The organism is Streptomyces sp. Y7 (genome assembly GCF_043195415.1).
GTDB lineage: Bacteria > Actinomycetota > Actinomycetes > Streptomycetales > Streptomycetaceae > Streptomyces.
Map to the genome: position 1 here is coordinate 988,937 of NZ_JBIDDQ010000002.1, position 12,722 is coordinate 1,001,658.

Consider the following 12,722-nt stretch of genomic DNA (forward strand, 5'->3'; position numbering starts at 1 on the left):
GGTCGCGGTCACACCACCCGTGTACGCCCCTCCCAGTACGGATCCCGCAACCGCCGCTTGTACAGCTTGCCGTTGGGGTCGCGGGGCATGTCGGTGATGAAGTCGACGCTCTTGGGCCGCTTGTAGCCGGCGAGTTGGCCGGCGCAGTGGTCGAGGATCGTGGCGGCCAGGTCGGGTCCCGGCTCGTGGCCCGGTGCCGGTTCGACGACGGCCTTGACCTCCTCGCCCCAGTCGTCGTGCGGGATGCCGAAGGCGGCGGCGTCGGCGACGGCAGGGTGGGACAGCAGGACCGACTCGATCTCGGCCGGGTAGATGTTGACCCCGCCGGAGATGATCATGTCGATCTTGCGGTCGCGGAGGAAGAGATAGCCGTCCTCGTCGAGGTAGCCGAGGTCGCCGACCGTGAAGAAGTCGCCGATGCGGTTCTTCCTCGTCTTGGTCTCGTCCTTGTGGTAGGCGAAGCCGCCGGTGTTCATCTTGAGGTAGACGGTGCCGAGTTCACCGGGGGCCAGCCGCTTGCCGTCGTCGTCGAAGACGGCGATCTCGCTGATCGGCCAGGCCTTGCCCACCGTGCCGGGCTTCTTCAGCCAGTCCTCGGCGGTCGCGAAGGCGCCGCCGCCCTCGCTGGCGGCGTAGTACTCCTCCACGCAGGGGCCCCACCAGTCGAGCATCGCCCGCTTCACATGGTCGGGGCAGGGTGCGGCGCCGTGGATGGCGTGCCGCATGGAGGTGACGTCGTAGCGGGCCCGTATGCCTTCGGGCAGCGCCAGGAGGCGGTGGAACTGGGTCGGGACCATATGGGTGTGGGTGCACTTGTGGGTGTCGATGACACGCAGCATCTCTTCGGGTGTCCACTTGTCCATCAGGACCAGCCGGTGCCCTATGTGGAGGGAAGCGCCCGCGAACTGCAGAACGGCGGTGTGGTACAGCGGCGAGCAGACGAGGTGCACGTTGTCGTCGAACGGCTTGATACCGAAGATGCCGAGGAAGCCGCCGAGGTACGCCTCCTCGGGCGGCTTTCCGGGCAGCGGGCGGCGGATGCCCCGGGGCCGGCCGGTGGTGCCGGAGGTGTAGTTCATGACCCAGCCGAGGGTGCGGTCCGCGGGCGCGGAGTCCGGCTGTCCGTCGAGGAGTTCGGCGTAGGGACGGAAGTCCTCGACGTCGCCGACCGCGTAGCGGTGGGTGGCCGGCAGGCCCGCCTCGTCGGCGGCCTGGCGGACCGGACCGGCGAAGCGCTCGTGGGTGATGAGCACCTTGGCACCGGAGTCGGCGACGATCCAGGCGATCTCGGGGCCGACGAAGTGGTGGTTGATCGGGACCAGGTAGAAGCCGGCCTGGGAGGCGGCCAGGTAGGCGGTGAAGAACTCGACCCCGTTGGGGAGGACGACCGCGAAGGCGTCGCCGCGCCGCAGGCCGGCCGCGCGCAGCCCGTGCACGAGTCGGTTGGTGGCGGCGTGCAGGCGCCCGGCGGTCCATCGCTCTCCGTCGGGGGCGACGAGGACCATGCGGTCGGGTTCGGCTGTGGCCTGGGCCCAGAAGCCGACGGGCGGTGTGCTGACGGTGTGTGCCGCGGGAGTGCTGGTCACTGGCCGCTCCTTCCGGCGATGCGGTTGATGCGGTCGACGGCCTGCTCGAAGCCGCGGGTGAGATCGTCGAAGACGGCACGGACGCTGCGTTCGCTGTTCATCCGGCCCACGATCTGTCCGACGGGCGTGCCGAGCAGGGGCTCGACCTCGTACTTCTGGATGCGGGAGACGGCCTCGGCGACGAGCAGTCCCTGGAGGGGCATGGGGAGGGTGCCGGGCCCGTTCGGGTCGTCCCAGGCGTCGGTCCACTCGGTGCGCAGCTGGCGTGCGGGCTTCCCCGTGAGGGCGCGGGAGCGGACGGTGTCGCCGGAACCTGCGGCGAGCAGCTTGGCGGTGAGCGCCGTGGAGTGCAGGTCCGCTTCTGTGGTGGTCAGCCATATGGAGCCGAGCCACACACCTTGCGCGCCGAGGCTGAGGGCGGCAGCCACTTGTTGTCCGCTGCCGATGCCGCCGGCGGCGAGCACGGGCAGGGGGTCGACCGCCTCCACCACCTCGGGCGTGAGCACCATGGAGGCGATCTCGCCGGTGTGGCCGCCCGCCTCGTAGCCCTGGGCGACGACGATGTCGATGCCCGCCTCCTGGTGCTTGCGGGCGTGCCGGGCACTGCCCGCGAGAGCGGCGACGAGCACGCCCCGGTCGTGGGCACGCTCGACGACGTCCACGGGCGGTGAGCCGAGGGCGTTGGCGAGCAGCTTGACCGGGTAGTCGAAGGCGACGTCGAGCTGGTTGCGGGCGACCTGCTCCATCCAGCCGGTGATGCGCCAGCCGGCGGCCTCGCCCTCGGCGAGTTCGGGCACACCGTACTTGGCGAGGGTGTCCCTGATGAACTGCCGGTGCCCTTGCGGGATCATCGCCTCGACGTCGGCCTCGGTGACGCCCTCGACCTTCTTCGCCGGCATGACGACGTCGAGGCCGTAGGGCCGGCCGGCGACATGGGCCTCGACCCAGTCGAGGTCGCGTCTGAGGTCGTCCGGGGCTGTGTAGCGGACCGCGCCGAGCACTCCGAAGCCGCCGGCCCGGCTGATGGCCGCGGCGACGGCGGGGAACGGCGTGAAGCCGAAAATGGCGTGCTCGACTCCCAGTTTCTTGCTCAGCTCCGTCTGCATGGGCGCAGGATGCCGCAGACCTCCGGACGACGGAAGGCCTTTTCTGATACACCGTCAGATCTCTTGCGGTGACCGCACCGTTGACACGGCCCTCGCCTGACACGAAAGTTTCACCACGCAAGGTGATCCAGGAAAGATACTTTCAGCCGGAGCGGCGGGAGGACCTCGATGACCGACGGCGGCAACAGACTGACCAGGCGTCAACTGGGCAGGGCGACGATGGCTCTGGGCGGCGCTCTGGCCCTCACCCCCTTCCCCGCCGGACCCGCGGCGGCCACCGCCTCGTCCATGTCCTCGGGTCACCGCACCACCTTGCGCCACGGCTCCCCCGAACGGGCCGGCCTCCTCCCCGAGCACCTGCGCCGGCTCGTCACCGACGCCGAGGCGTATCTGGGCCCCTCCCCCCAGCACCCCTGGTACGCGGGCGCCGTGCTGCTCGCCGGGCGTGGCGACACCGTGGCCCTGCACGAGCCCATCGGGATGGCGGTGCGCTACCAGGCGTACGACGAGAAGACCGACACCGGCGTCGAGTTCCCGGCCGACCGGCAACTGCCGATGACCGAGGACACCGTCTTCGATCTGGCCTCGGTCTCCAAGCTGTTCACCTCCATCCTCGCCGTGCAGCAGATCGAGCGGGGCGCCCTGGACCTGGAGGCCGCCGTCGCCTCCTACCTGCCCGACTTCGGGCGGGCCGGCAAGCAGGACATCACGATCCGTCAGCTCCTCACCCACACCTCGGGGTTCCGCGCCTGGATCCCGCTGTACAGCGCGCCGACGTACGAGGAGAAGCTCCAGCTCATCTGGAACGAGGCGCCGCTGAACCCGCCGGGCACCAGGTACCTCTACTCGGATCTGAACCTGATCTCCCTCCAGCTGGTCCTGGAGCGGATCACCGGCAGGGCGCTCGACGTCCTCCTCCGCGAGGAGATCACCGGTCCGCTCGGCATGCGCCGCACCCGCTACAACCCGCCCGTCTCGTGGAGGGCGGGGATCGCGGCCACCGAGGACGCCCGCGCCCCGTGGTCCGGCCTGGACCGTGGGCTCGTGTGGGGCGAGGTGCACGACGAGAACGCGTTCAGCCTCGGCGGGATCGCGGGCCACGCGGGCGTCTTCTCGAACGCGTGGGACCTCGCGGTCCTCGGCCGGACTCTGCTCAACGGCGGCGCCTACGGCCGCTCCCGCATCCTGCAGCCGGAGTCGGTGGAGCTGATGTTCACCGACTTCAACACCGCTTTCCCCGGCGACGAGCACGGTCTCGGCTTCGAGCTCTACCAGCACTGGTACATGGGCGCGATGGCCACCCCGCGCACGGCGGGGCACACCGGTTTCACCGGCACCTCACTGGTGCTCGACCCGACGACGGACTCCTTCCTCGTCGTGCTCGGCAACTCGGTCCATCCGGTGCGCAGTTGGCGTTCGGGGTCGGCTCCGCGGGTCGCGGCGGCGAACAACATGGCCCGCGCTGTGGCCGTCCACCCACGGCACGGCCGTACCGCATGGTTCTCGGGCATGGCCGCTGCCACGACCGCGACGCTCACACTGCCCGCGCTCGACACCGACTCCGGCGGCCGGCTGTGCTGCGCCCTGTGGTGGGACACCGAACCCCAGGCCGACGTCCTCACGCTGGAGGCGACGACGGACGGCGGAGCCACCTGGCAGCCGCTGCCCTTCAGCACGACCCGCCACGGCGAGCAGCCGCAGGATCGTCCGACCGGCACGGTCACCGGCTGGTCGGGCCGCGTCTGGCACCGCGTCACCGCAGAACTCCCCGCCCATCGGCAGCTGTCCGTCCGCTGGCGGTACACGACCGACCGGCTGTACGTCGGCCGGGGCGCGTATGTCGACGGCCTGCGCGTCGAGGCGGCGGACACGGTCCTGTTCGACGAGGCCCGGCCGGCCGACGCGGCACGGATCAGCGCGAACGGCTGGAGCGCGGCCGTGAACTGACGTTACGGCCGGGGACGTCGAGGCGCCGCGTGCCGAGGACGGACAGCAGCCGTAGCGCCTCCCCTGCCGCTGTCGGCCGGGCCCTGGAGCCGTACGGACGGCTGGACGTCGCCTTCAACAACGGTGCGACGATCCAGCCGCCCGGCCCGATGGACCAGCTGCCGGACGCCGAGTGCGACCGGGCCGCCGCGTGGCTCCTGAGTGACCGTGCCTCCTACGTCACCGGTGTGATCCTCCAGGTGGACGGCGGCACCCGCGCCTAGTCGCCGCTCTCCAGCACCGCCATGGCCGCGTTGTGCCCCGGCACGCCGCTCACCCCTCCCCCGCGTACGGCGCCCGCCCCGCACAGCAGCACGTTCGCGTGGCGGGTCTCCACGCCCCAGCGGCCGGTGCCCTCCTGGGCGTACGGCCAGGACAGGTCCCGGTGGAAGATGTTCCCGCCGGGCAGCCGCAGGTCGTGGTCCAGGTCCAGCGGGGTCTTCGCCTCGATGCACGGGCGCCCCTCCTCGTCCGTCGCCAGGCAGTCGGCGATCGGTTCGGCGAGGTGCGCGTCCAGTTGGGCCAGCGTCGACTTCAGCAGTTCCTCGCGCACGGCGTCGTTGTCGCGCGCGAAGAGCCGAGCGGGTGTGTGCAGGCCGAACAGGGTGAGGGTCTGGTAGCCCTGCCTGACGAGGTCGGCGCCGAGGATCGTCGGGTCCGTGAGCGAGTGGCAGTAGATCTCGGACGGCGGCGCGGCGGGGAGCCGCCCTGCGGCGGCCTGGGCGTGGGCGGTGGCCAGCTGGTCGTAGCCCTCGGCGATGTGGAAGGTGCCGGCGAACGCCTCGCGGGGGTCGACGGAGCTGTCGCGCAGCCGCGGCAGGCGCTTGAGCAGCATGTTCACCTTGAGCTGGGCGCCTTCGGCGGGGGTGGGGGGTGTGTCGCCGGTGAGGGCGGCCAGGGCCTGCGGGGAGGCGTTCACCAGGACGTGGCGGGCCGCGGCGACGCCCTCGCCGTCCGCCGTGCGGTAGGTGACCTCGGCGTCGCGTCCGTCCGTGTCGATCCGGACCGCCTCGTGCCCGGTGACGATGACCGCGCCCGCCTCGCGCGCCGCGCCGGCCAGGGCGTCGGTGAGGGCGCCCATGCCGCCGACGGGGACGTCCCAGTCGCCGGTGCCGCCGCCGATCACGTGGTAGAGGAAGCAGCGGTTCTGCTTCAGCGAGGTGTCGTGGGCGTCGGCGAAGGTGCCGATCAGGGCGTCCGTGAGGACGACGCCCCGCACCAGGTCGTCCGTGAAGCGTTCCTCGATCGCGACACCGACGGGCTCTTCGAAGACGATCCGCCAGGCCTCCTCGTCGGCCACCCGGCGACGCAGTTCCTCACGGCTCGGCAGGGGCTCGGTGAGCGTCGGGAACACCCGCCGGGCGACCTCGCCGGTCATGCCGTAGAACTGCCGCCAGGCGGCGTACTCGCGCTCGCCGCCGGTCAGCCGGGCGAACGCCTCCCGCGTGCGGTCCTCGCCGCCGCCCACCAGCAGTCCGGTCGGACGGCCGGCGCGTTCCACGGGGGTGTACGAGGAGACGTCGCGCTTGCTGACGCGGAAGGTCAGGCCGAGGTCCCGCACGATCTTGTCGGGCAGCAGGCTGACCAGGTACGAGTAGCGGGAGAGCCGTGCGTCGACCCCGGCGAACGGCCGTGTGGACACCGCGGCGCCGCCGGTGTGGTCCAGCCGCTCCAGCACCAGCACGGACCGTCCGGCGCGGGCCAGGTAGGCGGCGGCGACCAGGCCGTTGTGGCCTCCGCCGACGATGACGACGTCGTACGTACCGTGCGCTGTGGTTCCCTCGTGTGCAGGCATGGTTCTTCGTAACACGCGATGATCTAGGTCGGCCATAGGGGGGACGCGCGGGAGCCGGCCCGGGGCGCGTCCCGGCTCTCAGTGCTCCCCGGTCGCCCGCTGGCCGCGCAGTACGGCCACCCTCCGGTACAGCTCGACGGCCTCCGCGCCCCGCCCGAGCTGTTCGAGGCAGTGGGCCTCGTCGTTGCGGCTGGCGAGGGTGTCGGGGTGGTGGGCACCCAGGACGCGTTCACGGGCCGCGGCGACCCTGCGGTACTCGGTGAGCGCGTCCGGCCAGCGGCCCAGCCAGCCGAGGCTCACCGCGACCTCGCGGCGGCTGACCAGGGTGTCCGGGTGGTCGGGGCCCAGCACCCGCTCCCGGATCGCGCACACGTCCCGGGACTCGGCGAGGGCCTTCTCCCAGTGCCCGAGCCGGCCGAGGTTGACGCCGAGGCCGTGGCGGGCGCGCAGGGTCTCGGGGTGGGCGGCACCGTGCACGCGGGTGCGGTCGTCGACGAGGTCGCGGTAGAGCCGCAGCGCCTCCTCGCTGCGTCCGAGCCGGCCGAGGCTGATGCCGACCTCGTAGCGGGCGGCGAGGGTGTCCGGGTGGTCGGGGCCGAGAGCCCGGGCGCGGGCCTCGGCGACCTCGCGGTAGGTCTGGAGGGCCTCCGCCCAGCGCCCCAACTGGCCAAGGGCGTAGGCGACTTCGTAGCGGGTGACCAGGGTGTCGGGGTGGTGCGGGCCGAGCACGCGGGCGCGGGCGGCGGCGACCTCGTCGGCCATGCGGTACGAGTCCTCCAGCCGGCCGAGTCTGCTGAGGCTGAAGGCGAGGTTGTGGCGGCAGCGCAGGGTGTCCGGGTGATCGGCGCCCATGGTCCGCTCGCGGGCGGCCAGCACCGACGCGTAGACCTGGTGTGCGTCGAAGTGACGGCCCAACTGGCCCAGTACGTAAGCCATTTCCTGCCGGGCGGCGAGCGTCTCGGGGTGATCGGGGCCCAGCGCGAGGCTGCGGGCGCGGGCGACGTGCTTGTACTCGCGCAGGGCGTCGGCGGCCCGGCCGGTGCGGCTGAGGGTGAAGGCGACCTCGTAACGGCTGGCGAGGGTGTCGGGATGGTCGGGGCCGAGCAGGTGCTCACGCTCGGCGGCGACGGCCCGGTGCACCTCGCCCGCCTCGGTCCAGCGGCCCAGCCGGCCCAGGCTCAGCCCGGCGTTGTGCCGCCCGGCGAGCGCGACGAGGGTCTCCGCGGACGGGGCCACCCGCACCTGCGGCTCGACGGGCCTGCCGGTGGTGGGCCGCGGGATCCACTCGCCGGTGAGTCCGGCTCCGGCGTCCGGGGGCGTGGTGCGCAGTCCCGCGCCGGTGGCCTTGTGGCCGGTGGTCATGCCGCGGGTCCAGGACGGCAGCCGGGGCTCGCGGGTCACGGGCTCCGGGGGCCGGAGCGCGGGCTGCGGGGTCACCACGGTCGGCACGTACGCGGGCGTCGTACGGCCCAGGCCGATCCGCCGGCCCAACTCCCGGCCGTCGTGGGGGCGTTCCTCGGGCCGCTTGGCCAGCAGGTCGAGGATGACCTGCTCGAAGTACGCGGGCAGTTCGGCGCGGTGGCTGCGCGGCGGCCTCGGCGGGGTGTCGCGGTGGCCGACGAGGATCGCCCACGGGTCGTCGAGGTCGAACGGCGGCACCCCGGTGGCGATCTCGTACAGCACGCACCCCAGCGAGTACAGGTCGCTGCGCTGGTCCACCTCCTCGCCGCCGATCTGCTCGGGCGACATGTAGTGCGGGGTGCCCATCGCGATGCCGGTGCCGGTCAGCCGGGAGGTGAAGCCGATGTCGTGGGCCAGGCGCGCTATGCCGAAGTCGCAGATCTTCACCGTGCCGTCGGCGAGCCGCATGATGTTCGCCGGCTTCAGGTCGCGGTGCACGATGCCCTGCTGGTGGGTGTAGGCGAGGGCGGCGGCGACCTGGTCGGCGATCTCGACGACGTCCGCGACGGGCAGCGGATGGTGTCTGTTGTCCTCCAGGAGCTGGCTGAGGTTGCGGCCCTGCAGCAGCTCCATGACCAGGAACAGTATGCCGTCGGACTCACCGAAGTCGTGGACGACGGTGACACCGCGGTGCTGGAGTGCGGCGGCCACCCGGGCCTCGCGGCGAAACCGCTCCCGCAGCACCCGCGTGAAGGACTGGTCGTGCTGGGGGCCGAGCGGCTTGAGGCACTTCACGGCGACCTGCCGGCCCAGCGACTCGTCCCGCGCACGCCACACCTCGCCCATACCGCCGCGCCCGATCGGATCGAGCAGCCGGTACCGGCCCTGGATCAGCCTGCTGTCCCCCATCTCCCGCGCTCGCCCCCCGTGATGGTCAGCCCCGCCCTCCCCCGGCTCGTCCAGTATGGCGAGCTATCGTCCGAGTTTGTACGGTGCCGGGCGCGAGCCGGGACCGAGCCGTGCCATGGCCCGGACAATGTGTTTGGGCGGCAGTTGCCAGCGCAGACGTGCGGGAATACAGCGCAGCAGGGTGCCCGTGGCACGCAACTGACGGGTGACGGTGGCCGGTTCCGGGGCCGGTCTGCCGTACAGCTCGTGGGCGTACGGCGGCAGGGCGGCGTATGCCAGCTGCGCCACGCGCCGCCACAACACCTCGCGCGCCGGGACGAGCAGGGGGTGCGTCGGCGGGCGGAGCAGGAAGTCGTCCACCGCGCGTGCCTCGGGTCCGCACGCCAGCTCGGGGCGCACCTTCTCGAAGTACGCCGCCATCTCGGCCCGGTTCGCCGGTGCGGCGTCCGGATCGAGTCCCACCAGCCGGGCGCTGACCCGGTGTTCGGATATGTATCGGTCGGCCTCCGCGTCGGTGAGCCGGAAGCCGGAGCGGCGCCCGACCTGGAGGTAGGAGTCGATCTCGGCGCAGTGCACCCACAGCAGCAGTTCGGGTTCGTCGACGCCGTAGCGCTCCCCCGTGTCCGGGTCGGTGGCGCCCAGCATGCTGTGGATCTTCCGCACGCGGGCGCTGGCCTTCTCGGCGGCCTCGGTGGTGCCGTACGTCGTCGTGCCCACGAAGTCGGCGGTGCGCAGCAGCCGGCCCCAGGCGTCGTGCCGGAAGTCGGAGTTCTGCATGACGCCGCGTACCGCGCGCGGGTGCAGGGCCTGGAGATACAGCGCGCGGATTCCGGCGACCCACATCATGGGGTCGCCGTGCATCTGCCAGGTCACCGAGTTCGGGGTGAACAGCCCGGGATCGCCCATGCCCGCAGGCTAACGCCGGACCCGGGGCATCCCCAGACCGATCCACGAGATGATCTCCCGCTGGATCTCGTTGTTCCCGCCGCCGAAGGTGAAGATCACGGCCGAGCGGTAGCCCCGCTCCAGCTCGCCGTGGAGCACGGCGCCGGCCGAACCCTCCTTCAGCGCGCCCGGTGCGGCGACGATCTCCATCAGCCACGCGTAGGCGTCGCGGCGCGCCTCGGAGCCGTAGACCTTGACGGCGGAGGCGTCCTGGGGGGTGAGGGTGCCCTCCTGGACGGCGCTCACCATCTGCCAGTTGAGGAGCTTGAGCGCGTCGAGCCTGGTGTGGGTCTGGGCGAGGCGGCGGCGCACCCAGGGCAGGTCGATCACCCGGCGGCCGTCGGCGAGCTTGGTCTCCATCGCCCAGCGCTGCACGTCGTGCAGGGCGCGGATGGCCATGGTGCCGTGTGCGGCGAGGGTGACGCGCTCGTGGTTGAGCTGGTTGGTGATCAGGCGCCAGCCCTGGTTCTCGGCGCCGACGCGGCGGGAGACGGGGACGCGGATGTTCTCGTAGTAGCTGGCCGTGGTGTCGTGCGAGGCGAGGGTGTTGATGAGGGTGCAGGAGTAGCCGGGGTCGGTGGTGGGGACGAGCAGCATGGTGATGCCCTTGTGGGGCGGGGCGTCCGGGTCGGTGCGGACGGCGAGCCACACCCAGTCGGCCGTGTCGCCGTTGGTGGTCCAGATCTTCTGGCCGTTGACGACGTACTCGTCGCCGTCGCGCACCGCGCGGGTCTTCAGGGACGCCAGGTCGGTGCCCGCCTCGGGCTCGCTGTAGCCGATCGCGAAGTCGATCTCGCCGGAGAGGATCTTCGGCAGGAAGTACGACTTCTGCTCGTCCGTGCCGTACTGCATGATCGTCGGGCCGACGGTGTTGAGCGCCATCAGGGGCAGCGGTACGCCCGCCTGGGCGGCCTCGTCGAAGAAGATGAACTGCTCGATGGTGGTCAGGCCGCGGCCGCCGTACTCCTTGGGCCAGCCGACGCCGAGCCAGCCGTCGCCGCCGAGCCGGCGGATCGTGCGGCGGTAGTGGCGTTTTTGCGCTGCCGGGTCGGTGAAGCGGGTCTGTGCGAGGTCCGGCACCAGTTCGGCGAAGTAGTCGCGCAGTTCGCTGCGCAGCCGCTGCTGCTCGGGCGTGTATTCCAGATGCACGGCGCCTCCAGGCTCCCCAAGGGCGGTCCTGACGGCGCACACCGTAGAACGTGTTTCAGAAATTGGGAACGGTCAGGCGAGAGTCCCCATGAACTCGGTGCATGCCCGCGCGCACCTGCGGCACGCCTCGGCCGTCTCCTCGCCGCCGGGAAACGCGTCGAAGGCGTGCGCGCACTCGACGCACACCGACCGGCACCACTCCAGCTGGGCACGGATCGCGGCCTCGTCGAGGAGGTTCTGTTCGGACAGCACATGGCACGTCGCGTCGCACACCTCCGCGCACATGATGCCCTTGCGCCGCAGGAGTTCCTGCTCCCCGGTCCCGTCCGGGTCCACCAGGCTGGCCCGCAGGGCACAGGCCCGCGCGCAGTCGGTACAGGCCTGGGCACAGGTGAAGCGGTCCTCCAGGAACTGGACGAGCTGTTGCTGGGATGTCGTGGTCACACGGGTCGGGTAGCCGGAGCGCATGGGGCCAAACCCCGCGTTCCGCCGGGTTGCGGCAGGTCATGCCGGACGGACGCGGGCACGGGCCACGCGGTGGAGCGCACGCGCGTCTCATCCGCCTCCCGCGAACCTCCGCGCGAGGTCGCGATGGTGCTCCGCCGCCCGGCCCGCCTCCGCCCCGGTGACGACGGCACCCGGCATCGCGCCCAGCCGCTCGATCTGCTCGGCGAGGCGCAGGTGCTGGTCGTGGCCGTGCTCGCGGCAGGCCGGACAGGTGACGCTCTCCGGCCGTGCGGAGGTCATCGCGTACGGCACCCGTAGTCCGCAGCCGGTGGTGACCGTCTCGGGCAGATCACCTACCAGGCCGAACGTGCCGGCCAGCAGGTCGCGCACCCGGGCGTCGTACTGGGACACACGTCGGTCGACGTGAATGTGCGGATCGGCACCGTCCATACACCCATCCTGCCCGGCCGCGGGCCGTCGGCCCATGGCCGCCGTGATCAGCTGTCCGGGGTGCGCCACGCGCCCACGGTCAGTACGGTGCTGTTCGATGTTGTTCGGCTGTTCGAGCGTGGTGCGTGGTGCGGGAGGCGGCATGAGCGGCGACAAGGCGGAGAAGCTGCCCCGCAAGGTGTACGAGAAGGAACTGCTGCGCCTCCAGACGGAGTTGGTGAGGCTTCAGGAGTGGGTCCGCGCGACGGGCGCCCGACTGGTCGTGATCTTCGAGGGGCGGGACGCGGCGGGCAAGGGCGGCACCATCAAGCGCGTCACGGAACACCTCAACCCGCGCGTCGCCCGCATCACGGCCCTGCCCAAGCCGACCGAGCGCGAGCGCACGCAGTGGTACTTCCAGCGGTACGTCGAGCACCTGCCCGCCGCCGGGGAGATCGTGCTGCTGGACCGCAGCTGGTACAACCGGGCCGGCGTCGAGCACGTCATGGGGTTCTGCACCAGGGAGGAGTACCAGCTCTTCCTGCGGCAGTGCCCCATCTTCGAGCGGATGCTGGTGGAGGACGGGATCCTGCTGCGCAAGTACTGGTTCTCGGTGAGCGACGAGGAGCAGCAGGAGCGCTTCCGGCGCCGGCTGGAGGACCCCCTGCGCCGGTGGAAGCTGTCCCCGATGGACCTGCAGTCCATCACCCACTGGGAGGACTACTCGCGGGCCAAGGACGAGATGCTGATCCACACCGACGTCACCGAGGCGCCGTGGTACGTGGTCGAGAGCGACGACAAGCGCCGGGCACGGCTGAACATGATCGCCCATCTGCTGGGCTCCGTGCCGTACCAGGACGTGCCCCCGCCGGTCCTGGAGCTGCCCGAACGGCCGGAGTCGACCGGGTACCGCCGGCCGCCGCGCGAGCTGCAGAACTACGTCCCCGACCACACGGCGGGCCTCTGAGC

11 protein-coding genes are annotated in these 12,722 nt (G+C 71.7%); 3 read left to right on the forward strand and 8 right to left on the reverse strand.

What is annotated here, in order from left to right; translation table 11 throughout:
• Positions 1 to 8: 8 nt before the first annotated feature.
• Both ACGFW6_RS10070 and ACGFW6_RS10075 read right to left on the reverse strand, forming a co-directional pair.
• Positions 9 to 1,586, reverse strand: a complete 1,578-nt coding sequence (locus tag ACGFW6_RS10070) for an acyl-CoA synthetase (RefSeq protein WP_393506602.1) — start codon at positions 1,584 to 1,586, stop codon at positions 9 to 11.
• The gene (locus ACGFW6_RS10075; protein WP_393506604.1) at positions 1,583 to 2,692 is read right to left on the reverse strand and encodes an NAD(P)H-dependent flavin oxidoreductase; all 1,110 of its coding nucleotides are present in this window, start codon (positions 2,690 to 2,692) and stop codon (positions 1,583 to 1,585) included. The genes ACGFW6_RS10070 and ACGFW6_RS10075 overlap by 4 nt, the downstream gene beginning before the upstream one ends.
• 168 nt (positions 2,693 to 2,860) lie before the next feature.
• Between ACGFW6_RS10075 and ACGFW6_RS10080 the strand changes: the two genes are divergently transcribed.
• Together ACGFW6_RS10080 and ACGFW6_RS10085 are read left to right on the forward strand one after the other, a co-directional pair.
• Positions 2,861 to 4,639, forward strand: a complete 1,779-nt coding sequence (locus tag ACGFW6_RS10080) for a serine hydrolase (protein WP_393506606.1) — start codon at positions 2,861 to 2,863, stop codon at positions 4,637 to 4,639.
• A gap of 29 nt (positions 4,640 to 4,668) precedes the next feature.
• Positions 4,669 to 4,902, forward strand: coding sequence for an SDR family oxidoreductase (locus tag ACGFW6_RS10085; RefSeq protein ID WP_393506608.1), 234 nt, complete (start codon positions 4,669 to 4,671; stop codon positions 4,900 to 4,902).
• Here the strand turns inward: ACGFW6_RS10085 and ACGFW6_RS10090 are convergent.
• The 6 genes from ACGFW6_RS10090 to ACGFW6_RS10115 all read right to left on the reverse strand — a co-directional run bounded on the left by ACGFW6_RS10090 (position 4,899) and on the right by ACGFW6_RS10115 (position 11,843).
• Complete coding sequence (locus ACGFW6_RS10090; RefSeq protein ID WP_393506610.1) at positions 4,899 to 6,473, reverse strand: phytoene desaturase family protein; 1,575 nt, start codon at positions 6,471 to 6,473, stop codon at positions 4,899 to 4,901. The genes ACGFW6_RS10085 and ACGFW6_RS10090 overlap by 4 nt on opposite strands.
• A 78-nt stretch (positions 6,474 to 6,551) precedes the next feature.
• Entirely contained in the window at positions 6,552 to 8,783 is a 2,232-nt protein-coding gene (locus tag ACGFW6_RS10095) for a tetratricopeptide repeat protein (RefSeq protein WP_393506612.1), read from the reverse strand.
• A gap of 63 nt (positions 8,784 to 8,846) precedes the next feature.
• Complete coding sequence (locus ACGFW6_RS10100; RefSeq protein ID WP_393506614.1) at positions 8,847 to 9,689, reverse strand: oxygenase MpaB family protein; 843 nt, start codon at positions 9,687 to 9,689, stop codon at positions 8,847 to 8,849.
• Between the two features lie 9 nt (positions 9,690 to 9,698).
• Positions 9,699 to 10,877 (reverse strand): acyl-CoA dehydrogenase family protein, encoded by a 1,179-nt coding sequence (locus ACGFW6_RS10105; protein WP_393506616.1) that lies wholly within the window; start codon positions 10,875 to 10,877, stop codon positions 9,699 to 9,701.
• 72 nt (positions 10,878 to 10,949) lie between these two features.
• Entirely contained in the window at positions 10,950 to 11,345 is a 396-nt protein-coding gene (locus ACGFW6_RS10110; protein WP_393506618.1) for a ferredoxin, read from the reverse strand.
• Positions 11,346 to 11,432: 87 nt separating this feature from the next.
• The gene (locus tag ACGFW6_RS10115; protein ID WP_393506620.1) at positions 11,433 to 11,843 is read right to left on the reverse strand and encodes a hypothetical protein; all 411 of its coding nucleotides are present in this window, start codon (positions 11,841 to 11,843) and stop codon (positions 11,433 to 11,435) included.
• 73 nt (positions 11,844 to 11,916) lie between these two features.
• Between ACGFW6_RS10115 and ppk2 the strand changes: the two genes are divergently transcribed.
• On the forward strand, positions 11,917 to 12,720 hold the full coding sequence (ppk2, locus tag ACGFW6_RS10120; RefSeq protein WP_393506622.1) for a polyphosphate kinase 2: 804 nt from the start codon (positions 11,917 to 11,919) through the stop codon (positions 12,718 to 12,720).
• Positions 12,721 to 12,722 lie beyond the last annotated feature (2 nt).